This is a genomic window from Oceanibacterium hippocampi, assembly GCF_900172325.1.
Taxonomy (GTDB): domain Bacteria; phylum Pseudomonadota; class Alphaproteobacteria; order Sneathiellales; family Sneathiellaceae; genus Oceanibacterium; species Oceanibacterium hippocampi.
The window spans coordinates 628,551-653,351 of sequence record NZ_FWFR01000002.1 but is presented as its reverse complement, the minus strand read 5'-3'; the positions used below and the strand labels follow the sequence as shown (position 1 = coordinate 653,351).

Below are 24,801 nucleotides of genomic sequence, written 5' to 3'. Positions count from 1 at the left end.
GATGATCGCCATGCGCATGTGCCGCCGGATAATCGTGCCGGTCCTGCTTGCCGTCGCGATCCTGGCGGGTTGCGCCGGAAGCCAGGCCAGCGATTCCGGCAGCGATGCGGACGAATTGCTGCGGACCTGGGAGGGGGCGCAGATCTATCTTCCCGGTCCCCGTCCCAGGTCGGGTGTGCGGATCCGGGATGTCGATCTCGCGGCTTATGAGCCGTCCGACGGCGCGGTCCCGGTGATCGTCCACGCCCATGGCTGCACCGGGCTGTCCCGGGCCTCGGCGGAATTCGGCTACCGGATGGCGAAGGCGGGTTTCCTTGTCATCGAACCCGACAGTTTCGCGCGCAGCTACAAGCCGAGGAGCTGCGACGGCCCCCGCGCGAAGGGCGGCTTCCATCGCGGCGTCCTGGGCTGGCGACATGCGGAGATCGACCATGCGCTGAAGAAGGTCAGGGAACTGCCCTTCGTCGACCGGGACAACGTCTTCCTTGCCGGTCACAGCGAAGGCGCGATCGCCACCGCGACGTACGAGGGCGAGGTCGTGAGCGGCCGGATCATCGAAGGCTGGACCTGCCACGCGGGCTGGCCGGAATATCGCGGCCTCGCCGCGCCCGCCGACGAGCCCGTACTGGCGCTGCTGGGCGAGGATGACCCGTGGTTCCGGGGCAGGGCCGTCCTGACCGGCGATTGCGGCGCCTTCATGCGGGGCGCCGGGCAGCGCTCGATCGTCTACCGGGCGCCGTCGCCGCTCGCCGACCAGCACTGGCTCTCCTTCGACGAGGGCGTCCGGGCCGAGATTCTCGACTTCCTCAACCGCTATCGGACGAGATAGCGCCGCCGGCCTCCGGTCAGGGCTGGTCCGGGCGCCAGTCGTTCGAGCAGTTCACCATCCACGGCGTGCCGAAGCGGTCGGTCACCATGCCGAAGCGGGTCGCCCAGAAGGTCTCCTGCAACGGCATCTGCACCGTTCCGCCCTCTGCCAGGCGACCGAACAGCGTCTCGGCCTCGGCCGCGTCGTCGACCTGGAGCGAGAGGCAGATTCCCTGCGTCGGCGAGCCGGCCTGCTCGGGCGGCGCATCGGAGGCCATCAGCGTCTGTTCGCCGATTGTCATGTGGGCGTGCATGATCAGGTCATTCGCGATTTCCGGCGCGGTCGCGTCGGCCGGCATGTCGGCGAAGCTGATCATCGCCATGATCTTGCCGCCAAGGGCCATCTCGTAGAATTCGAAGGCCGCGCGGCAGTTGCCGTAGAAGGTGAGATAGGGGGCGAGGAGCATTCGTATTCCTTTCTTCGGGAATGAGGGAACGGAAAGCGCCGGCAACCGTTCATGAGAGTGCGACCAGGTCGCCGCGGAGACGGTCCGGATCGCCGCCCGCGAGCATCGCGTCGACCGTGTCGTGGGTCGCCCGCCAGACCGGAACGGCGTCCCTAAGATGGCGCCGGCCGGCGTCGGTGATCGTCAGGCGACGACCGCGACGGTCCTCCTCGTCGACCGTGACCTGAACCAGGCCGCGCCGTTCCAGCGGCTTCAGGTTGGCAGTCAGTGTGGTCCGGTCCATGGCCAGGAAAGCGGCGATGTCGCCCAGTCGCGGCGAAGCCGGTCGGTTGAGCGCCATCAGCAGCGAGAATTGTCCGCTGGTCAGCCCGAACGGCCGCAAGGCCTCGTCAAAGCGCCGCGCGACCCTGCGGGCGGCGCGCTGCAGGTGCAGGCAGAGGCAGCGGTCGCGGACCTCGTGGGTCACTTCGAGCGGCAGATCGGGAAGCATCGTCATGAGGCAAGTATGTTGACATCAACGTAAAAGTCAACGAGGCTTCGCGCCCGGATCGAGCGGACATCCTCGCCAAGTCGTCAGGGCGCCGCGAGCGGCACCGCAGGGGCGCCACGATGTGCGCGGCACGAAAGCGGGTCCGCGGAACGAAGGAGAATTCTGCCGTGCAAGGACATCCAGGCACCGGCAAGCGCGTCGAGACCAGCGAGCGCATCGCCACCTGTCTCTGGTTCGACGACAACGCCGAGGCAGCGGTCGCGTTCTATTCCGAGATCTTCCCGGACGTGGAAGAGGTCGGTCGTCTCCATGCCGGCGAGGCCGGGCCGCGCCCCGCCGGCAGCGTGCTCACCATCACCTTCACGTTGTTCGGCCGGCAGTTCGTCGCACTCAACGGCGGGCCCGACTTCACCTTCAGCCCGGCGGTGTCGCACATGGTGATCTGCGACAGCCAGGCGGAGATCGACCGCTATTGGGAGCGCCTGCGCGAGGGTGGCGAGACGCTGCAATGCGGCTGGCTGACCGATCGCTTCGGCGTCACATGGCAGGTCGTGCCCTCGGCGCTCCAGACCATGTTGCAGGACGGCGACAGCGCCCAATGCGACCGGGTGATGCGCGCCGTGCTGACCATGACGAAGATCGACATTGCCGCGCTGGAAGCGGCTTACAGGGGCTGACGCCCCGCAGGACAGGAGGAAACGGCATGTATGTCGACGGAATAGTGATCCCGGTACCGACCCGGAATCGTGAAGCCTATTACGAACTGGCGACCCGGGCGGCGCCGATCTTCAAGGAACATGGCGCGCTCAAGATCGTCGAATGCTGGGGCGACGACGTACCGGACGGCGATGTCACGTCCTTCCCGATGGCGGTGAAGTGCAAGGACGACGAGACGGTTGTCTTCGCCTATGTCGTCTGGCCGTCGCGTGCCGCGCGCGACGAGGGCAACGAGAAGATCAGGTCCGATCCGCGCATGAAGATGGGCGAGGGCGGCATGGAAATGCCCTTCGACGGCAAGCGCATGATTTTCGGCGGCTTCGAGGCAATCCTCGAGCTTTGAATACGACCGCGCGTCGCATCCCCGTTCACGCCCCCGGCATGCCCTGATCCCGGGGGCGTCGAACGTGGCAGGATCAATCCGGCGGAAACTGGGGTAGAATGAGAGCCGAGAAGGCAACATGGCCCGTTGCCGCGAGACCGTACGAGAAACAGTAAGACGAGGCTGACTGACGAGAGATTGCGCATTCAAACCAGCTGACCGAACCCAACGGAGGAGACACTCCTATGCTGGACCAAATTCGGCCGCTCGCGGCGAGCTTGAGACAGATTGCTGACGCTTTTCTGCAACATCTGCCGTCGCTGATCAGCGCAATCCTGCTGCTTCTCGTCGGCTGGCTCGTGGCGAGGCTCCTGAGGGGTCTGACGCTGCGTTCGGCACATACCCTCAACCGGGTTTCCCAGGCGATCGGGCTCGGCGGATTCGTTCGCAGCATCGACGCCCAGGGATCGACGGCGCGCGTCCTTGCCAGCATCATCTACTGGCTGGTCATCCTGTTCTTCTTGACCGCGGCGACCAATGTCCTCGGCCTGAGCATCTTCGCCGGCTGGCTGGACAAGCTCGTGGGCTACCTGCCGAATATCCTGTCCGGCCTGCTGATCATCTTCGCGGGCTTCATCCTCGCGACGATTGCCCGCGACGCGACCACGGCGGCCCTGCCGAACCTTTCCGAGCAGCAGCGCAAGCTCATCGGCGGCCTCGTGCAGGGTCTGACGCTGATCCTCCTGGTGGTGGTCGGCCTGGACCAGATCGGCATCGACATCACGGTCATCATCACGGTTCTGGCGGTCACCGTGGCGGCCGGCCTCGGTGGCCTTTCGCTCGCCTTCAGCCTTGGCGCGCGGATCTTCGTCAGCAACGTGATCGGCGCCCACTACCTGGATCGCGACCTCAATCCGGGCCAGCGTATCCGGGTGCGCGACATGGAGGGGACGATCCTCGAGATCACCTCGGTCGCTGTCATCGTCGAGACCGCCGACGGCCGGCTCTCGATCCCCGCCCACCTGTTCGCCGAAGAGGTCACGCTCACCCTGAAGCCGGAGGCGAAATCGTGAGCGGGCGGGACGCGCTGGCCGAGCTGTTCCTGGAGCGCCATCTGCAGGATGCCGCGGCCGTTGCCGAGGAATGCGACGCGGAGGCGATCGCCGCCTTCGCGGCGGAGCTTCCGGAGGATCGCGCCGTCGACCTGTTCTCGACGCTGTCCGCGGGCGTTGCCGCCGCGGCCATGGAACATGTCGACGACAGACTCGCGGTGGCCTTTCTCGGGGCGATGGCGCGCCGCAAGGCCGCCGACATCCTGCGCCGGATCGCGCCGGAGCGCCGGGCCAGCCTGCTCCAGGGCATGTCGACGGCGACCCGCCTGCAGCTCGAGGTGATCCTGCTGCAACCGAGGCACCGGGTCGGCGCCTGGATGGAGAGCCACCCGATGGCACTGCCGCAGACGGCGAGTGTTGCCGTGGCGCGCCGGCGACTGCAGCGGCATCCGACGACGGTCAGCGAGATCTATGTCGTCGATGCCGGGCAGAAGCTTGTCGGCGTGGTGCCGCTGTCGCGCCTGTTAACCGCTGGCGACGAGGCGTTGCTGCCGGCCGTCGCCATCCCAGCGAAGCGTACGCTGAGGGCCAGCGCCAGCATCGAGAGCGCGCTCGAGGAGCCGGCCTGGGCCGATCTCGATACCCTGCCGGTGGTCGACCGGGACGGCAAGCTGGTCGGCAGCGTCCGCCATGCCGCGTTGCGCGTGGCCTCGGAACAGCCGCGCGCCGCCGGCAACGACGAGGATGGCGGCGACTATCTGCTGCTCGCGAACAATGTCTATGTCGGCCTTGCCGCCGTCCTTGCCGCCTCGATGGCGAAGGCGCAGGTCGAGCCGCCGTCGCCGCCGGAAGAGGGGACGGCCCGATGACCGGCCCGGCGACCCTGGCACTGGCCAGCGCGTATCTGTCCCGCTACCCGGCCGAGGCGGCACGGGCGATCGACGCCTATTCCCCGGCCGAGATCGAGCGTTACCTGTCGCTGGTCCCGCCCGAACGCGCGGTGCCCGTGATGAACGCGCTGACGCCGATGACCGGGGCGACGGTACTGGAACGGCTGCCGGTGGAGCTTCGCCTGGCGGTGTTGCAACAGCCGGAGCGGAGCCGGGCGGTCGCCCTCCTCGGGCAGATGCCGGACGACCGCCGTGAGCAGGTCCTGGGCGAACTGCCGGACGGCCTGGCGACCCAGCTCCGCCAGACGCTGGAATATCCGGAAGCAACGGCCGGGCGCCTGATGGATACCGCTGTCTTCAGCCTGCCGGCGGAAGAGACCGTCGGCCGTGCGATGGCCTTGCTGCGCGAACCCCATCGCGGTTCGGCCGACGTCCATTTCATCAAGTTGCTGGACGCAGAGAACCGGCTCGCCGGGGTCGTCGATGTCCGCAAGCTCGCCTTCAACAGCCCGGATACGGTGTTGTCGAGCCTCGCCCGGGCAGTCCCCGCGGTGGTCGGGCCGATGGCGCCTCGGGAAGAGGTCGTGGAGGCCCTCGAGGCGCATAGTCTCGATGAACTGATGGTCGTCGATCAGGAGGGGCGCATTCTGGGCATCGTTCGCCATGGAACCCTGCTGAACGCCCTGAAGAGCGAGGCCAGTCTCGACATCCAGACGATGGTCGGCGTGAGCAAGGACGAACGCGCCCTGTCGTCGAGCTGGTTCGCCCTGCGCAAGCGCATGCCATGGTTGCAGATCAACCTGCTGACCGCGTTCCTTGCCGCATCGGTCGTCGGTTTCTTCGAGAATACCATCGCCACCTTCACCGCGCTCGCGGTGCTGTTGCCGGTTGTCGCCGGCCAATCGGGAAATGCCGGCGCCCAGGCGCTGGCGGTGACGATGCGCGGTCTCGCGCTCCGGGAAATCACCATCGGCCACTGGCTCCGCGTGATGCGGAAGGAGATGAACGCCGGCTTCTGGAACGGTGTCGCGATCGCGATCACCTGCGGGATCGGCGTCTTCCTGTGGAGCGGCAGTGTCGGCCTCGTGCTGGTGATCGCGCTCTCGATGGTGATCTCGATGGTCGCCGCCGGGATCGCTGGCGCGCTGGTGCCGATCGTCCTCGCCCGGCTCGGCCAGGATCCGGCGGTAGCCTCGTCGATCATCCTGACGACGGTGACCGACGTTGCCGGCTTTTTCTCCTTCCTCGGGATCGCGACCCTGCTGTCGGGGATGCTGGTCGCCGGGGGCTGAGGACGCGGGAAGGGGTGTCGTCAGTCCATGTGCCAGCCGTGGCTGACCACCAGTGACTGGCCGGTGAGCGCGTTGGTCGGGAAGGCGGCGAACAGGAGGGCGACCTCGGCCACGTCCTCGATGGTGGTGAATTCCTTGTCGACCGTCTCGCCCAGCATGATCCGGTCGACGACCTCGTCCTCGCTGATTCCGAGTTCTTTCGCCTGTTCCGGGATCTGCTTCTCGACCAGCGGCGTCTTGACGAAGCCCGGGCAGATGACGTTGGCCCGCACGCCGTGTTCGGCGCCTTCCTTGGAGATCACCCGGGCAAGGCCGAGCAGGCCATGCTTGGCGGTCACATAGGCGGATTTCAGCGGCGAAGCCTCCTTTGAATGGACCGAGCCCATGAGGATGACCGAGCCGGACTTCTGCCGGTACATGTGCGGAATGCAGGCCTTCGTGGTCAGGAAGGCGCCGTCCAGGTGAATGGCGAGCAGCTTCTTCCAGTCCTTGAACGCGTAATCCTCGATCTTGTCGACGATCTGGATGCCGGCGTTGGAAACCAGCACGTCGACACCGCCCCATTTCGCGACGACCGCGGCGACCCCGGCGTTGACCGCATCCTCGTCGGTCACGTTCATGGCGACGCCGAAGGCCGAACCGGGGCCGGTGGCGGTCAGCCGCTTGGCGGTCTCGCTGGCCGCGCCGAGGTCCAGGTCGGCGATCGCGACGCGGGCGCCTTCCGCGACGAAACGCCTGGCGATGCCCTCGCCGATGCCGCGCGCGGCGCCGGTGACGATGCAGACCTTGTCCTTGAGTTTCATGGTCGTCTTTCCTCTGGAACGAATTGTCGATCGCCGCGACCGGATCAGTCGTCGACGTCGCGGGTCAGGTCGAGGACGGTGACGCCCTCCTTCGGCCTGGTGCGCTCGCGCCAGGCCTTCTGGCGGAAGGTGCGACGTACGTCGACGACGCCGCTCTGCCAGTGCTCGAGCACCGAGTGGCGGGAGAATTCATAATCCTTCGACTGGCTGTGGTAGTTCTTCCGCCGGTGGATCAGGTGCACGATCGTCACTGCCGCGTCGCAGCAGAGCCTGTCGATCATCTGGACGTCGGGATCGGATTGATACTCCTCGGGCAGCTTGTGGATCAGCCGGTGGGCGGCGCGCTGCAGGGCGCGATTGCGGCGGAAGACATCGGTGTTCAGCCGGGTCCGGCTGGAGAAGCGGATATCCTTCGCCCGTTCCGAGACATCCGAGAGGGTGCGCGGCATCGGGCCGCGCGCGCTGAACAAATCGACCTGGAAGACCAGCATGTCGTCGTTGGGCGCTTCGTCGAGGACATATTGCAGCGGCGTGTTCGAGACGATGCCGCCGTCCCAGTAATGCTCGCCGTCAATCTCGATCGGCGGGAAGCTGGGCGGCAGCGCGCCGCTCGCCATCACGTGCTCCGGGCCGATCTTCTGCCGGTGGCTGTCGAAATAGGCGAAGTTGCCGGTGCGGATATTCACCGCTCCCATGGAAAGGCGCATCTTCTCCGAGTTGATCAGGTCGAAATCGACGTACTCGACGAGCGTCTTCAGCAGCGGGCTCGTCTCGTAGAGGCTCAGCGCCTGCGGCGAGCCCGCCGGGTAGATCGCTGCCGGCGGGAAACGCGGCTGGAAGAAGCCGGGAAGCCCGGTGCCGGCGGCGATCATGGCGCTTGTCTCGTTGAACAGCGCGCGCGCCTCCTCGCCCGGGATGACCGGTTCGGCCAGCAGGCGCGACGACAGTTTTTCCCAGAAGGCGCGCAGCCGCTCGATCCTCTGCTCGGGCGGGTTCCCGGCAATCAGCGCCGCGTTGATGGCGCCGATGGAAATGCCGGCGATCCAGTCCGGTGTGTGCCCGGTCGTCGTCAATTCCTCGAAGACGCCGGCCTGGTAGGCGCCAAGCGCGCCGCCGCCCTGCAGCACCAGCACGGTCTTTTCCGCGTCGACGGTCGGCTTCGACTGTGTCTTCTCGTTCATCGGGATGATGCTCCGGCGCTCTCGCGGCATGTTCGGGGCCCGCTGTGTCCATCCCCATCGCGCAGGCGGCGCGCTCGCCTGAGGGTGGTTCGTCGGGCATCTGGATCGCAGGGGCCGTGTGTTCGGGATATGGTCGCCCGCGCCGATTGCTGCAATGCGGTACGGACGAATTGACGCAGGCCCCGTATCGCGCCGCCGGAAGGCAACGAAATGGCGGAACGTCGGCGCCCTTCGCCTTGCCAAAGGCGGCGCTATTCAGTAACCATCTGCCCGCCCGCCTCCGGGGCAGTCGGGCACAGCAAAAGGACGGGTCGGCGATCCGGTGCCGGACGTGCGACGGGTCATCACCCCGGGGCGTTCGAACCGAAAAGAGCGAAGCGCGGCGCTCCATGCCCGACCCGGGAGGTCATGAATGTCGATCAGGAAATGGCTGGGACTGAAGCGGAAGAAGGCCGTGACCTACCGCTACGACCAGGACGGCCTGAAATCGATCCACAATTGCGATTTCATGGACGACCCGGCCTTCGCCGACGCCTACCGGGCCGGCGCCGAGACCGGCGCCTGGGGCAAGTCGCGGGTTCACTGGCGGGTCCATGTGGTGCTCTGGGCGGCGGCGCGCGGGCGCGGGTTGCAGGGCGATTTCGTCGAGTGCGGGGTCCACAAGGGCGGCACCGCGCATGCCGTGATACGGGCGCTCGATTTCGCGAAGCAGCCGCGGAAGTTCTATCTGTTCGATACCTTCGCCGGCTTCGACGAGAAAACCCTGACCGAGCGTGAGCGGCAGCGCGCGCTCTACAAGAACGAGTATGAGAGCGACGTCTACGAGGAAGTGCGGAAGCGCTTCTCGGTCTATCCGAATGTCGAGATCGTGCGTGGCCCGGTGCCCGATACGCTTGCCGATGTCGAGATCGACCGGGTTGCCTATCTGTCGATCGACATGAACACGGTTGTGCCGGAGATCGCCGCCGCCGAGCATTTCTGGCCGAAGCTGGTCAGCGGCGCGACGGTCGTGCTCGACGATTACGGCTGGCCGGGGCATGAAGAGCAGAAGGCGGCCTTTGACGGTTTCGCCGCCGAACGCGGCGTGCCGCTCCTGCGTCTGCCGACCGGGCAGGCGGTAATGATCAAGCCATGATCCGGAATGGCGAGCCCCATACGGCAATGAAGCGGAGAGCGATGTGAAATTCACCATTTTTGGGGCCGGCGGGTTCATCGGCCGGCGACTGTCCGACACGCTCAAAGCATCGGGGCACGAGGTCGCGACGCCGGACCGGACCTGGCTTTCCGGGGCGCGGAACTCCGACTTCAAGGTCGCGCCCTACAACGCCGATCTCGGCCAGGTGATCTATTGCATCGGCATGACCGCCGATTTCCGCGAGAAGAAGCGGGAGACGGTCGATGCCCATGTCTCGCTGCTCAACACCATCCTGCATTCGACCAAGTTCGAGAGCTTCCTCTATCTGTCGACGACACGGGTCTACCTGGGCTGCGAAACGACCTCGGAGGCGGCCCGGCTTTCCGTCGATCCGCAGGCTGCCGACGACCTCTACAACCTGTCCAAGATCATGGGCGAGAGCGCCTGCCTGTCGCTCGACAATCCGAAGATCCGCGTGGCCCGTGTGTCCAACGTCGCCGGCTTCGATCCGAATTCGCAGAATTTCCTGAACTCGGTCATTCGTACCGCCGTCACCTCCGACGCGCTCACGCTCGGCGAAAGTCTCGAATCGGCCAAGAATTACGTCTATGTCGATGATGTCGTCGAGGCGCTGATCAATATCGCGACAAGGGCGAAGGGCCGGATCTACAATGTTGCCGGCCCGGACAACGTCAGCCACGGCGATATCGCCGCCGCCCTCGGCCGCCTGACCGGAGTGAAGACGACGGTCGCCGACAAGGCGCCGACGAGGATCTTCCCGCCCATCGACATGGGCCGCTACAGCGCCGAGTTTCCGCCGATCACGCGCTCGCTGAACGATGTCATCGACGATGTCGTGAACAGCTATCGCGGCTATCACCATGCCCTCGACCCGGCGTCGCGCGGCGAAACGACAATCGACGAGGCGCGCGGCATCGTCCGCTACCGGGACGAGGCCCGGGGCATCGCGCTGGAACTGCCGATGGAAAGCGCCGAGGGCTGGGAAGTCGCCTCGAAGGCCTGGCTCCGCGTCGGCTGGGACGTGAAGCATATTTATACCTTCACCTGGATGGGGCGGCCGATCATCCAGCTGCCCGAGGACATGATCCGGATCCAGGAACTGATCCACACGACCAGGCCGGACGTCATCATCGAGACCGGCATCGCCCACGGCGGCTCGCTGATCTACTACGCCAGCCTGTTCGAGGCCATGGGCCATGGCCGGGTGATCGGCGTCGACATCCAGATCCGCCCGCACAACCGGCGCGCCATCGAGGAACATCCGCTGTTCAAGCGGATCGAGATGTTCGAGGGGTCATCGACCAGCCAGGCGATCGTCGACCAGGTCAAGGCGCGGATCGGCAAGGACGACAAGGTCATGCTGATCCTCGACAGCAACCACACCAAGGACCACGTCCTGGCGGAACTGCGCGCTTATGCGCCGCTGGTGACGGTCGGCTGCTACGCGGTCGCCGCCGACGGCATCATGGCCCAGGTCGCCGGCGGGCCGCGGACCGGCGCCGACTGGCCGGTCAGCAACCCGACCGAGGCGGCACGCGCCTATGTTGCCGAGAACGAGGATTTCGTGATCGACATGCCGGCCTTCGAGTTCAACGAGAGCCCGCTTCGCCATCACGTGACCTACTGGCCTGACGGCTATCTCCGCCGGGTCAAGGACAGCGCGGCCGGGTGATCTTGCCGATGCACGGTCATGCCCCAGATCCCGGATTCTGGCGCGGGCGCCGCGTCTTCCTGACCGGTCATACCGGCTTCAAGGGGGCGTGGCTGACGGTGCTGCTGCATCGTCTCGGGGCGGTGGTCACCGGCTACAGCCTGGCGCCGGTGCCGGCGCCCTCGCTTTACGAACTGGCGGGAACCGGCGCCCTGCTGGCCGGCGAGCATATCGCCGACATCCGCGATGCCGACCGCCTGGCGTCGGCGCTCGTCGCCTCCAGGGCCGACACCGTGCTGCACCTTGCCGCCCAGGCGCTGGTCCGGGAGAGCTACCGCGATCCGCTCGAGACCTTCTCGACCAACGTCATGGGAACGGCGAACCTGCTGGAGGCGGTGCGCCGCGCCGGCGAGCAGGTCCGCGCCGTCGTCGTCGTCACGACCGACAAATGCTACGAGAATGCCGAGACCGGCCGTGCCTATCGCGAGAGCGACCCGCTCGGCGGGCACGATCCCTACAGTGCCAGCAAGGCCTGCGCCGAGATCGTCACCCAGTCGATGCGCCGGAGCTTCTTCGGTCCGGCGGGCGCGGCCTGCGGGATCGCCAGCGCGCGAGCGGGCAATGTCATCGGCGGTGGCGATTTCGCGACCGACCGGCTGGTTCCGGATTTCGTCCGCGCCCGCGTCGCCGACCGGGTCATGGCGATCCGGAACCCGGCCGCCGTCCGCCCCTGGCAGCATGTGCTGGAGCCGCTGAACGGCTATCTCCTGCTGGCCGAGCGGCTGGCTGGGCCGGTCGTTGCGGACTTCGCGGAAGCGTGGAATTTCGGCCCCGATCTCGAGGCCTGCGTGCCGGTCGAGAGGCTGGTATCGCTGGCCGAGTCGGACTGGCCGGGCAAGCCGGTGGTGCGGGTCGCGCGGGACGGCGAGCCGCACGAGGCGACACTGCTGATGCTCGACACCGGCAAGGCGCAGGCGCGGCTCGACTGGCGACCGCGCTGGTCGCTCGAGGAGACGATTGCCGAGACGCTGGCATGGTATCGGGCCTGGCACGAGGGGGGCGACCCGCTCGCCGCCTGCCGCGAACAGATTGACGCCTATCTGGGCGACGGGAAGAAGGGGTAGCAGCGCGTGACAAACGATCTGAAGGACATCCCGGCGGTCATCCTGTGCGGCGGCCTCGGCACGCGCTTCGCCGAGGAGACGACGATCCGCCCGAAGCCGATGGTCGAAATCGACAACAGGCCGATCCTCTGGCACATCATGTCCCACTACGCGCTGTTCGGCGTGCGGCGGTTCATCCTCTGCCTCGGCTACAAGGGCGACATGATCCGCGACTATTTCCTGCATTACTGGCGGATCAATCGCGACATCGAGGTCAATCTCAAGAGCGGTACCGCGCAGGTCCTCGACAACGGCGGCCGGGGACCGGAGGACTGGGACGTGGTACTGGCCGAGACCGGGCGCCTCAGCCAGACCGGCATGCGGATCCGCAAGGTGCTCGACCGGATCGACAGCCCGACCTTCTTCGCGACCTATGGCGACGGCGTCTCGACGGTCGATATCGGGGCGCTTTACGAGGCCCACCGGAAGAGCGGCCGGCTGGCGACGATCACCGGTGTCCGCCCGTCCTCGCGGTTCGGCGAGCTCGACATCGAGGGCGGCCAGATCAAGACCTTCCAGGAGAAGCCGCAGTCGCAGGGCGGCTGGATCAACGGCGGCTTCATGGTGCTAGAGAAACCCGCCTTCGATCACCTGGGGCCGGCCGACGACGTCTCGCTGGAACGCGGCGTGCTCGAGGTTCTGGCCGACCGCGAACAGCTTTCCGTCCATTGTCACGGGGGCTTCTGGCAATGCATGGACACGGCGCGTGAACGCGATCTCCTGAACGAGATGTGCAAGGGCGGGACACCGCCCTGGCTGCGTCGGGACGCGGAATAGGGCATGGGCGCCTTCAGCTTCACCGAGCTCGCCATCCCGGGTGCCCGGCTGGTCGATTGCCGGGTCCACCGGGACCAGCGCGGCATCTTCACGCGGATGTTATGCGCCGATGAGTTCACCGCTGCCGGGATCACCCGGCCGTTCGTGCAGAGCAACCTCTCGTCCAACAACACGCTCGGCACCGTGCGCGGGCTGCATTTCCTGGCCACGCCGAAGCGCGAGGGCAAGTTCGTCCGCTGCGTCGTCGGCGCCGTCTTCGACGTCTTCGTCGATATCCGGAAAGGCTCGCCCACGTTCGGACAATGGTACGGCGTCGAGCTCTCGGCCGAGAATGCCCGCGCCATCTACGTGCCGCCCGGTTGCGCGCACGGTTACCAGACCCTGACCGAGCAGTCGGTGGTCAGCTATTTCGTGCAGGACAGTTACGACCAGTCGCTCGACCGCACGCTTTCCTGGGCGGATCCGGCGGTCGGGATCGACTGGCCGATCGCCGACCGGGCGGTTCTGAGCGAGAAGGATTCCGCCGCGCCGGACCTCGCCGGTCTGGAGGAGCGCGATCTGCTTGCCTTCGAGCGGTCATGCTGAGGATCGCGCCGAGCGCGCGGATCTCGAAACTTGCCGATATCGAGGATTCGGTGCGCGGTTCCGTGATCGAGATCGGCGAACGCGCGGTCGTCGATTCCTTCGTTAAGGTCAAGCCGGCGGGCGGCAGCGGCGACGTCGTGATCGGCGCCGATTGCCAGATCAACTCGGGCTGCGTGCTCTATATCGGCAACGGCATCCGCATGGGGCGGGGCTGCCTGATCGCCGCCAACTGCACCTTCGCGCCGACCAACCATGCCTTCGACGATCCCGACCGCTTCATCTTCGAGCAGGGCTTCCAGCCATCGCGCGGCGGGATCGTGTTGGAGGACGATGTCTGGATCGGTGCCAACAGCGTGCTGCTGGACGGCGTGAGGATCGGCCGGGGCGCGGTGATCGGGGCCGGCGCGGTCGTCCGCGGCGAGGTCCCGGCCTTTGCGATCGCCGTCGGCGCGCCGCTCAGGATCATCGGCCGGCGCGGTCCCGGCGACGGCGCTTGATCCGCTTGCCCGCCTGCTTGAGGTGCCAGCGGACGAAGGCGATCGGCCGGTAGACCGGCCATAGCAGCGCCGAGAACAGGATCTGCGAGCCGTAGCGCGCGACATAGGCGGCCGCCTCGGCCGGACGTTCGTCGTGGCGGAACATGCAGCGCAGGAAACCGAGGGCGAGCCCGGCGCGGAGCTTGAACGGGTTGAAGTCGCGGGCCAGCAGTTCCGGGTAGCTGTTCTCGAAGAAGCGCGCCCGGGCGACCCATTCGCCGAACTTCTCGTAGGCCCGGTAGCCGCCCGACTGGTAGCGGTCCGGGTGGATCAGTTCGACGAACAGCGGCGCCTTGAGCACCGCAAGCCAGGGTTTCAGCATCAGCAGCTCGAGGCCCGCCTGATGCTCGTAGCCGGCATGCAGATAGACTTTCGAAAGGTTGGTGTAGCGCAGGAGGTCGGACGGCAGGAGCGTGTGATAGATGATGCCGACGCCGGTCAGGGTGAAGAAGGCCGCCTCGATCAGCGCCCGGCAGTCGTAGAGTTCGCCGTCGCCGCGGGCGCCCTTCACATTCTCGAACTTGCCGGCGACCGGCTTGTCCCGGCCGCTGCCGAGATCGCGCTGCACGTGGCCGGCGCGCGCGGCGCAGGCCCGGGGCTCGGCCTCCAGCTTTGCGACCATGGCCCCGATCGCTTCCGGCACCAGCGTCCAGTCGCTCGACAGCACAATGTGATACTTGCCGTTCCGCGGCGTGAAGGCCTTCTGGTGGTTGAGAATGATGACATCGGAGAGGTTCGGGGAATTGCGCTCGTAGACGATCCGGGGATCGCCGATGTCGGCCACGATGTCGTGGATCGCGTCGCTGATCGAATTGTCGTGGACGAAGATTTCCAGTTCACGGTGGGTCTGGGCGCACACGCTCTCGAGGCAGAGCCGGAACAGGTCGGCGCGCTCGTAGGAGGTGATGGCGACCGTGACCAACGGCTGCGACGGCTCTGACATGGTTGGGATCCCGAACTGGCTGGCTGCGGAGGAGGAGTAACGGCGGCCGGCGCAAATCTCAACCCGGATGAAGGCGCGGTCGCGCCTTCAGGCGACGCGGATGACGCCCATCATGCCCGCGGCCTGGTGTTCGAGGATGTGACAGTGGAACATCCAGTCGCCCGGATTGTCGGCGACGAAGGCGATCTCGACCCGTTCACGGGGCGCCATCAGCACCGTGTCCTGCCATTCCCGGTGCCGGGTCGGTTCGCCGTTTCGGCTGAGCACGCGGAAGGAATGGCCGTGCAGATGGATCGGGTGATGCCAGGCGGTGGCGTTGGTCATCGCGATCACATGGCTCCGTCCGCGCTCGAGGGTCATCACCGGCTCCATCAGGTGGCCGGTGGCGGCGACGCCGTTGATGAACCACATGCGGCCGGCCATCATCATGTCCCGCATCGCCGGCGGCTCGGGCATCGTGCCACCGCCGGCGCCCATCTGCTGCATGACCATCCCGCCCATCATGCCGCCGTTGAAGACCACGTCGTGGCGCGTCGCGGTCTTGACATCCGGTTCGGGTAGCCCGTTCGACGGCAGCGCGATCGGCCAGTCCGGCGGGCCCGCCCGCAGGGGCTCGCCATCGAGGGCGAGATCGACCAGCCGATAGTCGGAACCCCGGTAGAAGCGGTCGATCACCGCGCTTCGCGTGCCGGCGGTGCCGGCAATGTCGAGGATCAGGTCGGCCCGCATCGCCGGGCCGAGCGTGACGAGCCCGTCGGGCGGCTCGTGCGGTGTCACCGGCTGGCCGTCGAGGGCGATCACAAGCGGCCGCTGGTCGCCGAAATCGAGCGCGAAGATCCGCGCGTTGGCGCCGTTGATCAGGCGCAGCCTGAGCCGTTCGCCCGGACGGACCGGAACGGCGTCGGGGACCCGGCCGTTGATTGTGACGGTGTTGCCGACACGGCCGTTGTGGCTGAGGTCGCGGGGGCTGCCGAAATCGTCGGTGATCCGCGCCGCCTGGGTCAGCCGCCAGTCGTCGAGCATCCAGACGAGCTCGCGGTCGACCCGGGGCGGCGACGGCTCCTCCACGATTAGCGGTCCGGCAAGGCCACGGCCGACCTGCTCGTGGCTCCGCATGTGCGGGTGATACCAGTAGGTGCCGGCATCGGGCGCGGCGAACTCGTAGACGAAGCGCTCGCCGGGCTCGATCGGCGGCTGGGTCAGGTGCGGCACGCCGTCCATGGCGTTCGGCACGCGCAGGCCGTGCCAGTGAACGGTGGTCGCCTCGGCAAGGCCGTTCTCGACCTCGATCCGGACCGGCTCGCCAGGAAGCAGGCGGAGTTCCGGACCCGGCACGGCGCCGTTGAAGCACCAAGTCGGGGTCAGGCCGTAGGGTTCGGGGACCAGCCGGACATCGGCCGGGGCGGGGCGAATCCGGATCGTGCGGGCCGGGCCGGAAGTCGCGGCATGCCCGGCAACGATGCCGGCGAACGGCGCCGCGAGGCCGGCGGCAAGGCCGGTGCCGAGAACCGTTCGGCGGGTGAGCATCGCCCTCTCCGGGTGCTTCATGATGACCCTCCAGACCGGCCGCCCTACAGGCGGATGCCCCTGAGGCGGAGCGCGTTGCTGATGACCGACACCGAGGAGAGGCTCATCGCCGCAGCGGCGAACATGGGCGAGAGCAGGATCCCGAAGAAAGGATACAGCACGCCGGCGGCAATCGGAACGCCCGCGGCGTTGTAGACCAGCGCGAAGAACAGGTTCTGGCGGATGTTGCGCATCGTCATTTCCGCCAGGCGCCGGGCCCGGACGATGCCGTTCAGGTCGCCCTTCACCAGCGTGATCCCGGCGCTTTCGATGGCGACGTCGGCGCCGGTGCCCATGGCAATGCCGACATCCGCCCGGGCAAGCGCCGGCGCGTCGTTCACGCCGTCGCCGGCCATCGCGACACGATGCCCCTCTGCCTGCAGTTCCGCGACGATGCGGGCCTTGTCTTCTGGCAGCACGTCGGCGCGGATCTCGTCGATGCCGATCCGGCTCGCGACCGCGCGCGCGGTCCGTTCGTTGTCGCCGGTCGCCATGACGATGCGGAAGCCCTGTGCGTGCAGTTCGCGGATCGCGTCCGCCGTGGTCGGCTTGATCGGGTCGGCGACGGCGACCAGGCCGGCAATCCGGCCATCGACCACGACGAACATGACGGTTTCGCCCTGGTCGCGCCGCTCGTTCGCGGTCGCCGTGAATTGCGTGCTGTCGAGGCCGAGATCGGCGAGCAGTGCAACATTCCCGAGCGCCACGTCGCGGCCCCCGACGCGGCCCTTCACGCCCTTGCCGGTCACCGCCTCGAAATCCGTGGCGTCTTCCGGCGTCACGTTTCGCGCCTCGGCGCCCTGGACGATGGCCTCGGCCAGCGGGTGTTCCGAGCCCCGTTCGAGGCTGGCGGCGAGCCGCAACACGTCGGCCTCGTCGTGGCCGGCTTCCGGCAGCACCGCGACCAGCGCCGGCTTGCCGGCGGTCAGCGTGCCGGTCTTGTCGACGATCAGGATATCGACCCTGGCGAAGCGCTCCAGTGCCTCGGCGTTCTTGATCAGGACGCCGGCCTGGGCGCCGCGACCGGTCGCGGTCATGATGGAGACCGGCGTCGCCAGCCCGAGGGCGCAGGGGCAGGCGATGATCAGTACCGAAATCGCGGCGATGAGGGCATAGGCAAGCGCCGGCGACGGTCCCCAGATCGACCAGGCGATGAAGGCGAGGATGGCGGTGCCGATCACCGCGGGAACGAAGATCCCGGCGACGGAATCGGCGAGTTTCTGGATCGGCGCGCGGGACCGCTGGGCTTCCGCCACCATGCCGACGATCCGCGCCAGCATCGTGTCCTTGCCAACCCGCCGGGCCTCGATCACCAGGCTTCCCGTGCCGTTCAGGGTCGCGCCGGTGACCGGATCGCCGGCCGACTTCTCGACCGGGATGGGCTCGCCGGTGAGCATCGATTCATCGACCGGCGAACGACCGTCGAGGACCTCGCCGTCGACCGGGATCTTCTCGCCCGGCCGGACCCGGAGCCGGTCGCCGACCTGGACATCCTCGAGCGGGATTTCCTCCTCCCGTCCGTCGGAGCGGATGACGCGGGCCGACTTGGCCGCGAGCCCCATGAGCGCGCGGAGCGCAGCGCCGGTCCGCTGGCGGGCGCCGAGTTCGAGTAACTGGCCGAGCAGCACCAGCACGACGATTACCGCGCCGGCCTCGAAATAGACCCCGACATTGCCCTCCGCGTCGCGGAACCCGGCGGGAAACAGGCCCGGCGCCAGCACCGCGACGAGACTGAAGAGGTAAGCGGCCGAGACGCCGATCGCGATCAGGCTGAACATGTTGAGGTTCATGGTGCGGAAGGATTTCGCGCCGCGCACCAGGAACGGCCAGCCGGACCACAGGATGACCGGCGTCGAGAGCACGAGTTCGAGCCAGAGCGACAGGCGCTCGCCAATCATGCCGCGCAACCCGAAGCCCAGGTGCGGGGCCATCGCCAGCACGAGGACGGGAACGGTCAATATCGCGCCGACAACGAAGCGACGGCGGAAATCGACGAATTCAGGGTTGGGGCCCTCATCGGCGGCGGGCAGGCCCTTCGGCTCCAGCGCCATGCCGCAGATCGGGCAATCCTCCGGCCCGGTCCGCTCGATTTCCGGATGCATCGGGCAGGTATAGATCGTGCCCTCGGGCATCGGTTCGGGCGGCGGCCGATCGCCCAGGTAGGCGTCCGGGTCCTTCTCGAATTTCGTCAGGCAGCCGGACGAGCAGAAATAGTGGCGCTCGCCCTGATGCTTCGCCATGTGGCGGGCGCTGGCGCGCTCGACCGTCATGCCGCACACCGGGTCGGTCGCACGTATGTAGGACTGCGGGTCGGCCTCGAATCGCTTGCGGCATCCTTCGGCACAGAAATGAAAGGCATGGCCGTCGACGTCCGCGATCGGTGTTTCGGGACCGGGGTCCACGAGCATGCCGCAAACCGGATCCCTGATAATCATCGTCTCTGTGATCGCCGCACCATCCGACATCGTGCCCTCCTGGATCAATATAAACTGGATATGGAGTTTCCAGTCACTGGAAGGTCAACGAGATTCTTTTGCGGCGATCTTGATCTTCCGGTCGTTTGGCCGATTATCAGACCGGTATGAAGCGGTTCCTTTCCTGGCTGGTCGTGCTGACGCTCCTGTCGGCGACGACAATGGCGAATGGCAGCGATGGTCTCGCTGCCGAGGCCACCCATCATGGAACATCGACGGCCATGGCCTCGATGCATGAGGACGGCATTTGCGCCGACGGGGAAGTGGATTGCGATACCGGCGGAGACCTTTGCTGCGCGATGGCGTTCGGCCATTGCGGCGGTTTCCTGGGACAGCCTGAACAGGTCGGAACGCCTGTGATCTTTGCGCGGCCTGCGGATTTCGCTGCCTACGCCGAGCGGCAACGCGGAATCCTGTCCGGGGCCGAAACACCGCCTCCTCGAACCTGATCGCCTTCACCTGTCCCGCTTCCGGCCGTCTCTCCATGAGATGGCCGACGCCGGACTCCGTACATGCGATTCCAATATTCGGGGATATCCGATGAATTTTTCCTGCCTGTCGCGCACCGCTGCCGGTGCCGCGTTCACCGTTGCCGCCGTACTCGCCGCGGGCCCATCGTCCGCGGACATGGGCCATGGTTCGTCCAAGGGTGTCGGTCACGCCGGCGAGGCCGCCAAGGCCACGCGCACCGTCGAGATCGTCATGCACGACAATTTCTACGAGCCTGAGAAGGTCGATGTGAAGGCCGGCGAGACCGTGCGCTTCACCGTTCGCAACAACGGCGAACTGGTCCACGAGTTCAATATCGGTACAGCCGACATGCATCGCGGTCATCAGAAGGAAATGATGATGATGGTGGAGCATGGCGTGCTCGAGCCCGACCGGATCAATCACGAGGCGGCAAAGGCCATGCAGGCCGATATGGGCCATGGCATGCACAACGATCCCAACAGCGTGCTGCTGGAGCCCGGCAAGTCCGGCGAGGTCGTCTGGACCTTCCCGGAGGACGCCGTCCTCGAATTCGCCTGCAACGTCCCAGGCCATTACGAGGCGGGCATGCAGGGACAAATCATGATCAAGCACTGACGGCACTCGGACGGGGCGGTCGCAAGGCCGTCTCGCCCGGACTTCCCGCGTCGCCGACCATCATGAAAAGGAATGCCAGGATGAAATCCTTCGGCCTCATGCCTGCCGGCCTGCTCTGTCTCGGCGCCTTGCTGGCGCCCGTGACCGCAGTCCAGTCCGGCGAATACAATCTCACCGTCGACCGCGTTCAGGTCGACACCGGAAGCTTCACCCGTAGCGGCATCGGCTATAACGGCGCCACACCGGGCCCCGTTCTGCGCTTCGAGGAAGGCGAGGAGGTCACGATCAACGTGACCAACAACCTCTCGGAATCGACCTCGGTGCATTGGCACGGCATCATTCTGCCGACCGATCAGGACGGCGTCCCGGGAATTTCCTATCCCGGCATCGCGCCCGGCGAGACCTTCACATACCGGTTCCCGATCCGCCAGAGCGGCACCTACTGGTTCCACAGCCATACCGGGTTCCAGGAACCGGACGGCGCCTACGGCGCCATCGTGATCACGCCGAAGAAGCGCGAGCCCTTCCGATACGATCGCGACTATGTCGTTCAGCTGACGGATGCCCACCCCCATTCCGGCGACCGGATCCTGCGCAACCTGAAGATGTCGGCGGATTACTACAACCGGAAGCAACGCACCCTGTTCGACTTCCTCGACGATGTCGCCAGCAAGGGGCTCGACCGGACGCTGGCCGACCGCGCCGCCTGGGGCGAGATGCGCATGATGCCGACCGATATCGAGGATTTGCAGGGCTTCACCCCGCTGATCAACGGCAAGGCGGTGTCGCAGAACTGGACCGGGCTTTTCACGCCGGGCGAACGGGTGCGCCTCCGCTTCATCAATTCGTCGGCGATGACCTATTTCGACATTCGCATTCCGGGTCTGAAATTGACCGTGGTACAGGCCGACGGCAACAACGTGCAGCCGGTCACGGTCGACGAGTTCCGCATCGCGGTGGCCGAGACGTTCGACGTGATCGTCCGTCCGACGGAGGACCGTGCCTATACGATCTTCGCTGAATCGATGGGCCGAACCGGGTTCGCCCGGGGTACGCTCGCGACCCGCGAGGGGGAGGAGGCCGACGTGCCGGAGCTGCGCCCGGCGCCGCTCCTGACTATGGCCGACATGGGCATGGCGCATGAAGGCATGGACCACGGTTCGATGCCGGGCATGACCCATAGCATGCCCGACGGCACGACGATGAAAGGCATGGACCAGGGTTCGATGCCGGGCATGACCCACAGCATGCCGGACGGCACGACGATGAAAGGCATGGACCACAGTGCCCACGGCGGAATGGCGATGGACAAACCCGATCCGTTCTATGCCCCGGGCAGCGGCCTCAGCCCGACCGCGGCCGAGCCGGGCGGGAAGTTCCTTTCCTACAGCGACCTGAAGGCACAATCGCCGCTCTATGCGGAGCGGCCGGCGGGGCGCGAGATCGAGCTCCGGCTGACCGGCAACATGGAGCGCTATATCTGGTCGATCAACGGGATCAAGTACGAGGATGCCGAGCCGATCCGGCTGCAGTATGGCGAGCGGGTCCGTTTCAAGTTCGTCAACGAGACGATGATGACCCATCCCATGCACCTGCATGGCATGTGGTCGATCCTCGACAATGGCAACGGCCGCTGGAACCCGATCAAGCACGTTGTCAGCGTGACGCCTGGAACGACCGTCTACATGGAGACCGAGGTCGACGCGCCCGGGGCATGGGCATTCCACTGCCATCTCTCCTATCACGCGGACACCGGGATGTTCCGGAAGGTGATCGTGGAAGGCGGTCCTCCGGAAAAGGCGGCGGCGCTGACCGGTGTGAGCGGAGGTTGAGGCGATGAACGGACGCTTTCTTGCCATCGCGGCGGCGGCCCTCACGCTGCTTGCCGCATGCCTGTCGATTGCCCGGGCGGAGCCCTATGTCTGGGGGTTCCAGGCGGAACAGCTCGAGTATCGCGCCGGCACGGGCGACGACGTCGCCGCCTGGGATTTCGATGCCTTCTTCGGCAAGGACGAGCTTCGCCTGGTCTGGCGAAGCGAGGCCGAGTACGAGACCGGGGAAAAGAATTTCGAGTCGTTGCAGAACCAGTTGCGCCTGCAGAAGCCGATCTCGGACTTCTTCGATGCCGTGGCCGGGGTCAGTGTCGAGACCCCCGACGGATACAAGCGGGTGCATGGCGTTCTGGGTCTTCACGGTCTCGCGCCGCAATGGTTCGAGATCGATGCCGACCTGTTCGTCTCCGATCGTCCGTATTTCCGGTTCGAGGCGGAATACGAGGGGCTGATCACCAATCGGCTTATCCTCACGCCAAGCGTCGAGGTCGAGGTTCCGCTTGTCGACGACCGGTTCGCCGGTCGCGGTGCCTGGGGGCCGAAGGTCGAGATCGGCGCCCGGCTAAGCTACGACCTCGTCGACCGGGCCTTCTCGCCCTATGTCGGCGTTCATTACGAACGGAGCTTTGGCGAAACCGCCAATCTGAAGCGGGCGGAGGGCGGCGACGCCGACAGCCTGTTCCTTGTGGTCGGCGCCCGGCTGATGTTCTGAACCCCTGCCGAAACGGCTGCGCCCCGCGGGGGATCCCGCGGGGCGCGCGCCGCGCGCTGCTCCGGCTGCGCCGCTACTCGACGATCAGGGTCGGGCGAAGACCGATCGCCCGCGAGATATTGTGGACGTTCGGCGAGGTCGCCGTCACCGCCTCGTGGATCTCCCGGAACTGCTCCGGAGTGCCGTCGCCCTTGATCCGAACGGTATAGCGCAGGCTCTCGAAGCCCGGCGCGATATCCGGATCGAGGCCGAAGAAGCCGCGCAGGTCGATGTCGCCCGCGGTCTCGATCTCGACGCTGTCAAGCCTGATCCCGCGCACCGCGCATTGCGCCACGTAGCCGACGGTCATGCAGGCGTTGAGTGCCGACAGCAGATGCTCCTGCGGGTTGGCATGGCGATTGCCGCCGCCGAGTTCTTCCGGCTCGTCGATGTCGATGGTGAAGTGCCGCTCCACGGTCTCGCCGTCGAGATCGAAGCCGGTCACTTCGGAGCGGCTGCGGGTCTGACCCTGCCAGGAGGTCGCGACCCGCCAACGGGTGTGCCCCTTGTCGGTATCGTTCGCGACCGAGGCGGCGAGCGCCTTCAGGTCGTCGACATTCAGGCCGTTGACGATGGTCGGTGCGACACTGGTCTGCGTATGCGCGTTCATGACAATTCTCCTGTATCGGGACGTTTCTGAAGATCTCGGACTGGTTCCCCGGGGCGGGACGTTCCTACTGGAGTGCCCCGAGCGTGGCCGCGATGCGGCCGAGCTGTTGCTCGCTGACGAGGCTGCCGAGCACTTTCTGGAAGTGCGGATGGTCGGCGCCGGAGTGGATATACTGCCAGCGATAGGCGGCGACGATTCCGGTCTCGATTTCGGCTGCTTCCTCGACGTCCACGGTGCGTCCGCAGGCGGCGACGAAATAGGCGGCATCGGCCTTGGCCTGGACCTGGAGGATTCCGTCGACGGCGCCGACAAGGCCGATGAAATCATCGACTGCCTGATCTCGTTCCGCCGGGCTGAATGTCGCGTCATGACGCTTCCATTCCAGTTCGTCGAGGATCGCGTGCTGGCTTTCCTCCTTCCAGTGGAACAGGAAGACGTCCTTGAAGAGCGGCGAGAGCATGCTGTCGGGCTCGATCGACTGGCGGTAATGCAGCTGGGTGAAGAGCTCGATGTCGTGGGTCAGCGCCAGCACCGCCCAGGTGCTGCTGCCGAGCACGGCCATCGCCACCTGATCCGGATCGACGTCGAAGCGATAGCCTGCCGGCAAGGTCTCGGCGATCATCTCCTCGATCCGCCGGAACAGGGCCTGATGCTTCAGTTCCTCGTCGCTGAAGCGGACCAGCGCTTCGAGTGCCACCTGGTCGCCGAGCCAGTAGTCGCGGCTGAGCTCGAGTATCTTGGCGTTGATGAAGCGCTCCGCCAGACCGAAGATGTTGGCGTAGGTGCGGCCCTGGATCTGGCTGAGGAAGTGCTGTTCGTCGACAGAGAGCGTGGTGAAGTCGCGGACGAGCGAGAGTCCGTCGGGCAGGAACTTGTCGGACCGGTCGAAATGCCGATCACGGATCACATCATTGTCGATGTCCCAGCGGACCTGCTTCGAGGCACGAATACACCGGGCGTAGCGGTCGGTTGCCGGAAAGTCGAATATTGCATTCATTGCCGTTCCCCTGTTTGACCAGGGTGCCGTCCGTCGGCCGCTTCTCGGCTTTCTTTCGGCACCTGTTCAGACAGGTAGGCGGCCGTGTATCACGATAATGTGATCCAGAACACAGTCGTCTGGGCCGCCGCCGGAGCGGAAGAGCCCGGCGGTTAGCGGACGGCGACGCAGGTGCAGCGGGCCAGATGCAGCACCTTGTGGGAAACGCTGCCCATCAGCAGGCCTGCCGCGTCGTTCAGGCCGCGGCTGCCGATGAAGATCATCTCGGCATGGACCTGCCGGGCGACGAGCGCGATCTGACTGGCCGGGTCGCCTTCCTCGGTCCGGCTCTCGACCCCGTCGATCTTCGCGCTCCGGGCGCGGATCTCGGCTTCGCGGAGGATGCCGGCCCCCATCCTGCCGCCGGCCTCGTAGCGGGCCGCGAGCTCGTCCTTGCGGATGCCCTCGACCTCGGCGAAGCGTTCGAGGCCGTCCGGCACCGGTTCGTGGCGGACGACATGTAGGATGACCAGCCCGGCGTGGCGCTGGGCGGCCAGATCGACGGCGAGGTCGAGCGCCTTCCAGCCGTGGCTGGAGCCGTCGACGGCGACAAGGTATTTCGCGACCATTTCGGTATCCTCCGTGCGCGCTCCGGCCAACCCCTCAAACGGTCG

26 protein-coding genes are annotated in these 24,801 nt (G+C 66.5%); 16 read left to right on the top strand and 10 right to left on the bottom strand.

Going from position 1 to position 24,801, the window contains the following annotated elements; translation table 11 throughout:
• Position 1: 1 nt before the first annotated feature.
• On the top strand, positions 2-829 hold the full coding sequence (locus OCH7691_RS14040; protein WP_085884161.1) for a dienelactone hydrolase family protein: 828 nt from the start codon (positions 2-4) through the stop codon (positions 827-829).
• Between the two features lie 16 nt (positions 830-845).
• Here the strand turns inward: OCH7691_RS14040 and OCH7691_RS14035 are convergent, their stop codons facing one another.
• The gene (locus OCH7691_RS14035) at positions 846-1,274 is read right to left on the bottom strand and encodes a VOC family protein (protein ID WP_085884160.1); all 429 of its coding nucleotides are present in this window, start codon (positions 1,272-1,274) and stop codon (positions 846-848) included.
• Between the two features lie 49 nt (positions 1,275-1,323).
• A complete protein-coding gene (locus OCH7691_RS14030) occupies positions 1,324-1,770 on the bottom strand; it encodes a MarR family winged helix-turn-helix transcriptional regulator (protein ID WP_085884159.1) in 447 nt (148 codons plus the stop codon).
• A 161-nt stretch (positions 1,771-1,931) separates the two neighbouring features.
• Here OCH7691_RS14030 and OCH7691_RS14025 point away from each other — a divergent pair, with 161 nt between their 5' ends.
• The 5 genes from OCH7691_RS14025 (at position 1,932) to OCH7691_RS14005 (ending at position 6,037) form a co-directional block, all read left to right on the top strand.
• Complete coding sequence (locus OCH7691_RS14025; protein ID WP_217807996.1) at positions 1,932-2,441, top strand: VOC family protein; 510 nt, start codon at positions 1,932-1,934, stop codon at positions 2,439-2,441.
• A 26-nt stretch (positions 2,442-2,467) separates the two neighbouring features.
• Positions 2,468-2,824: a DUF1428 domain-containing protein gene (locus OCH7691_RS14020; protein ID WP_085884157.1), complete on the top strand. Its 357-nt coding sequence runs from the start codon at positions 2,468-2,470 to the stop codon at positions 2,822-2,824.
• A gap of 224 nt (positions 2,825-3,048) precedes the next feature.
• Positions 3,049-3,876, top strand: coding sequence for a mechanosensitive ion channel family protein (locus OCH7691_RS14015; RefSeq protein WP_085884156.1), 828 nt, complete (start codon positions 3,049-3,051; stop codon positions 3,874-3,876).
• Positions 3,873-4,724, top strand: a complete 852-nt coding sequence (locus OCH7691_RS14010; protein WP_085884155.1) for a CBS domain-containing protein — start codon at positions 3,873-3,875, stop codon at positions 4,722-4,724. Before OCH7691_RS14015 ends, OCH7691_RS14010 begins: the two co-directional genes overlap by 4 nt.
• On the top strand, positions 4,721-6,037 hold the full coding sequence (locus OCH7691_RS14005; protein ID WP_085884154.1) for a magnesium transporter: 1,317 nt from the start codon (positions 4,721-4,723) through the stop codon (positions 6,035-6,037). The genes OCH7691_RS14010 and OCH7691_RS14005 overlap by 4 nt, the downstream gene beginning before the upstream one ends.
• 20 nt (positions 6,038-6,057) lie before the next feature.
• Here OCH7691_RS14005 and OCH7691_RS14000 read toward each other — a convergent pair whose 3' ends face one another.
• Both OCH7691_RS14000 and OCH7691_RS13995 read right to left on the bottom strand, forming a co-directional pair.
• A complete protein-coding gene (locus OCH7691_RS14000; protein ID WP_085884153.1) occupies positions 6,058-6,840 on the bottom strand; it encodes a 3-hydroxybutyrate dehydrogenase in 783 nt (260 codons plus the stop codon).
• 44 nt (positions 6,841-6,884) lie between these two features.
• On the bottom strand, positions 6,885-8,021 hold the full coding sequence (locus OCH7691_RS13995; RefSeq protein WP_176245057.1) for a DUF3734 domain-containing protein: 1,137 nt from the start codon (positions 8,019-8,021) through the stop codon (positions 6,885-6,887).
• Positions 8,022-8,433: 412 nt separating this feature from the next.
• Between OCH7691_RS13995 and OCH7691_RS13990 the strand changes: the two genes are divergently transcribed.
• Genes OCH7691_RS13990 through OCH7691_RS13965 form a run of 6 tightly spaced genes read left to right on the top strand, consistent with a single transcriptional unit; the run spans position 8,434 to position 13,850 of the window.
• The gene (locus tag OCH7691_RS13990) at positions 8,434-9,156 is read left to right on the top strand and encodes a TylF/MycF/NovP-related O-methyltransferase (protein ID WP_085884151.1); all 723 of its coding nucleotides are present in this window, start codon (positions 8,434-8,436) and stop codon (positions 9,154-9,156) included.
• 43 nt (positions 9,157-9,199) lie between these two features.
• Positions 9,200-10,849, top strand: a complete 1,650-nt coding sequence (locus OCH7691_RS13985; RefSeq protein WP_085884150.1) for a CmcI family methyltransferase — start codon at positions 9,200-9,202, stop codon at positions 10,847-10,849.
• Positions 10,850-10,857: 8 nt separating this feature from the next.
• Positions 10,858-11,952, top strand: a complete 1,095-nt coding sequence (gene rfbG, locus OCH7691_RS13980) for a CDP-glucose 4,6-dehydratase (RefSeq protein WP_085884480.1) — start codon at positions 10,858-10,860, stop codon at positions 11,950-11,952.
• 27 nt (positions 11,953-11,979) lie between these two features.
• Positions 11,980-12,768 carry a sugar phosphate nucleotidyltransferase gene (locus tag OCH7691_RS13975; protein WP_085884479.1) on the top strand — a complete coding sequence of 263 codons (789 nt, stop codon included), beginning with the start codon at positions 11,980-11,982 and terminating at the stop codon, positions 12,766-12,768.
• Between the two features lie 3 nt (positions 12,769-12,771).
• Positions 12,772-13,353: a dTDP-4-dehydrorhamnose 3,5-epimerase gene (gene rfbC, locus OCH7691_RS13970; RefSeq protein ID WP_085884149.1), complete on the top strand. Its 582-nt coding sequence runs from the start codon at positions 12,772-12,774 to the stop codon at positions 13,351-13,353.
• Positions 13,347-13,850 (top strand): acyltransferase, encoded by a 504-nt coding sequence (locus OCH7691_RS13965; protein WP_085884148.1) that lies wholly within the window; start codon positions 13,347-13,349, stop codon positions 13,848-13,850. The genes rfbC and OCH7691_RS13965 overlap by 7 nt, the downstream gene beginning before the upstream one ends.
• Here the strand turns inward: OCH7691_RS13965 and OCH7691_RS13960 are convergent.
• From OCH7691_RS13960 to OCH7691_RS13950, 3 genes are all read right to left on the bottom strand, one after another.
• Positions 13,816-14,832: a glycosyltransferase family 2 protein gene (locus tag OCH7691_RS13960; RefSeq protein WP_085884147.1), complete on the bottom strand. Its 1,017-nt coding sequence runs from the start codon at positions 14,830-14,832 to the stop codon at positions 13,816-13,818. The two genes, OCH7691_RS13965 and OCH7691_RS13960, sit on opposite strands and share 35 nt — an antisense overlap.
• A gap of 87 nt (positions 14,833-14,919) precedes the next feature.
• Positions 14,920-16,380, bottom strand: a complete 1,461-nt coding sequence (locus OCH7691_RS13955; RefSeq protein ID WP_085884146.1) for a multicopper oxidase family protein — start codon at positions 16,378-16,380, stop codon at positions 14,920-14,922.
• Between the two features lie 23 nt (positions 16,381-16,403).
• Positions 16,404-18,806, bottom strand: coding sequence for a heavy metal translocating P-type ATPase (locus OCH7691_RS13950; protein ID WP_217807992.1), 2,403 nt, complete (start codon positions 18,804-18,806; stop codon positions 16,404-16,406).
• 152 nt (positions 18,807-18,958) lie between these two features.
• Between OCH7691_RS13950 and OCH7691_RS13945 the strand changes: the two genes are divergently transcribed.
• From OCH7691_RS13945 to OCH7691_RS13930, 4 genes are all read left to right on the top strand, one after another.
• Positions 18,959-19,321 (top strand): hypothetical protein, encoded by a 363-nt coding sequence (locus OCH7691_RS13945; protein WP_085884145.1) that lies wholly within the window; start codon positions 18,959-18,961, stop codon positions 19,319-19,321.
• Between the two features lie 91 nt (positions 19,322-19,412).
• Positions 19,413-19,958 carry a cupredoxin domain-containing protein gene (locus OCH7691_RS13940; RefSeq protein WP_085884144.1) on the top strand — a complete coding sequence of 182 codons (546 nt, stop codon included), beginning with the start codon at positions 19,413-19,415 and terminating at the stop codon, positions 19,956-19,958.
• Positions 19,959-20,038: 80 nt separating this feature from the next.
• Positions 20,039-21,790 carry a copper resistance system multicopper oxidase gene (locus OCH7691_RS13935; protein ID WP_085884143.1) on the top strand — a complete coding sequence of 584 codons (1,752 nt, stop codon included), beginning with the start codon at positions 20,039-20,041 and terminating at the stop codon, positions 21,788-21,790.
• A 4-nt stretch (positions 21,791-21,794) separates the two neighbouring features.
• Positions 21,795-22,502 carry a copper resistance protein B gene (locus OCH7691_RS13930; RefSeq protein WP_085884142.1) on the top strand — a complete coding sequence of 236 codons (708 nt, stop codon included), beginning with the start codon at positions 21,795-21,797 and terminating at the stop codon, positions 22,500-22,502.
• A gap of 73 nt (positions 22,503-22,575) precedes the next feature.
• On the opposite strand, the gene OCH7691_RS13925 is transcribed toward OCH7691_RS13930, so the two are convergent.
• From OCH7691_RS13925 to OCH7691_RS23310, 3 genes are all read right to left on the bottom strand, one after another.
• Positions 22,576-23,151 carry an OsmC family protein gene (locus tag OCH7691_RS13925; protein ID WP_085884141.1) on the bottom strand — a complete coding sequence of 192 codons (576 nt, stop codon included), beginning with the start codon at positions 23,149-23,151 and terminating at the stop codon, positions 22,576-22,578.
• Between the two features lie 64 nt (positions 23,152-23,215).
• Positions 23,216-24,148 carry a hypothetical protein gene (locus OCH7691_RS13920; RefSeq protein ID WP_085884140.1) on the bottom strand — a complete coding sequence of 311 codons (933 nt, stop codon included), beginning with the start codon at positions 24,146-24,148 and terminating at the stop codon, positions 23,216-23,218.
• A 152-nt stretch (positions 24,149-24,300) separates the two neighbouring features.
• The gene (locus OCH7691_RS23310; protein WP_176245056.1) at positions 24,301-24,756 is read right to left on the bottom strand and encodes a universal stress protein; all 456 of its coding nucleotides are present in this window, start codon (positions 24,754-24,756) and stop codon (positions 24,301-24,303) included.
• Positions 24,757-24,801 lie beyond the last annotated feature (45 nt).

Excerpts from the sequence above, each read along its gene's own strand:
- OCH7691_RS13935 (WP_085884143.1), top strand. The coding sequence starts at position 20,039 with ATGAAATCCTTCGGCCTCATGCCTGCCGGCCTGCTCTGTCTCGGCGCC.
- OCH7691_RS14005 (WP_085884154.1), top strand. The coding sequence starts at position 4,721 with ATGACCGGCCCGGCGACCCTGGCACTGGCCAGCGCGTATCTGTCCCGC.
- OCH7691_RS13940 (WP_085884144.1), top strand. The coding sequence starts at position 19,413 with ATGAATTTTTCCTGCCTGTCGCGCACCGCTGCCGGTGCCGCGTTCACC.
- rfbG (WP_085884480.1), top strand. The coding sequence starts at position 10,858 with ATGCACGGTCATGCCCCAGATCCCGGATTCTGGCGCGGGCGCCGCGTC.
- OCH7691_RS13965 (WP_085884148.1), top strand. The coding sequence starts at position 13,347 with ATGCTGAGGATCGCGCCGAGCGCGCGGATCTCGAAACTTGCCGATATC.
- OCH7691_RS13960 (WP_085884147.1), bottom strand. The coding sequence starts at position 14,832 with ATGTCAGAGCCGTCGCAGCCGTTGGTCACGGTCGCCATCACCTCCTAC.
- OCH7691_RS13950 (WP_217807992.1), bottom strand. The coding sequence starts at position 18,806 with ATGCTCGTGGACCCCGGTCCCGAAACACCGATCGCGGACGTCGACGGC.
- OCH7691_RS13930 (WP_085884142.1), top strand. The coding sequence starts at position 21,795 with ATGAACGGACGCTTTCTTGCCATCGCGGCGGCGGCCCTCACGCTGCTT.
- OCH7691_RS13995 (WP_176245057.1), bottom strand. The coding sequence starts at position 8,021 with ATGAACGAGAAGACACAGTCGAAGCCGACCGTCGACGCGGAAAAGACC.
- OCH7691_RS14000 (WP_085884153.1), bottom strand. The coding sequence starts at position 6,840 with ATGAAACTCAAGGACAAGGTCTGCATCGTCACCGGCGCCGCGCGCGGC.
- OCH7691_RS13920 (WP_085884140.1), bottom strand. The coding sequence starts at position 24,148 with ATGAATGCAATATTCGACTTTCCGGCAACCGACCGCTACGCCCGGTGT.
- OCH7691_RS14015 (WP_085884156.1), top strand. The coding sequence starts at position 3,049 with ATGCTGGACCAAATTCGGCCGCTCGCGGCGAGCTTGAGACAGATTGCT.
- OCH7691_RS13925 (WP_085884141.1), bottom strand. The coding sequence starts at position 23,151 with ATGAACGCGCATACGCAGACCAGTGTCGCACCGACCATCGTCAACGGC.
- OCH7691_RS14040 (WP_085884161.1), top strand. The coding sequence starts at position 2 with ATGATCGCCATGCGCATGTGCCGCCGGATAATCGTGCCGGTCCTGCTT.
- OCH7691_RS14020 (WP_085884157.1), top strand. The coding sequence starts at position 2,468 with ATGTATGTCGACGGAATAGTGATCCCGGTACCGACCCGGAATCGTGAA.
- OCH7691_RS14030 (WP_085884159.1), bottom strand. The coding sequence starts at position 1,770 with ATGACGATGCTTCCCGATCTGCCGCTCGAAGTGACCCACGAGGTCCGC.
- OCH7691_RS23310 (WP_176245056.1), bottom strand. The coding sequence starts at position 24,756 with ATGGTCGCGAAATACCTTGTCGCCGTCGACGGCTCCAGCCACGGCTGG.
- OCH7691_RS13955 (WP_085884146.1), bottom strand. The coding sequence starts at position 16,380 with ATGAAGCACCCGGAGAGGGCGATGCTCACCCGCCGAACGGTTCTCGGC.
- OCH7691_RS14035 (WP_085884160.1), bottom strand. The coding sequence starts at position 1,274 with ATGCTCCTCGCCCCCTATCTCACCTTCTACGGCAACTGCCGCGCGGCC.
- OCH7691_RS13990 (WP_085884151.1), top strand. The coding sequence starts at position 8,434 with ATGTCGATCAGGAAATGGCTGGGACTGAAGCGGAAGAAGGCCGTGACC.
- rfbC (WP_085884149.1), top strand. The coding sequence starts at position 12,772 with ATGGGCGCCTTCAGCTTCACCGAGCTCGCCATCCCGGGTGCCCGGCTG.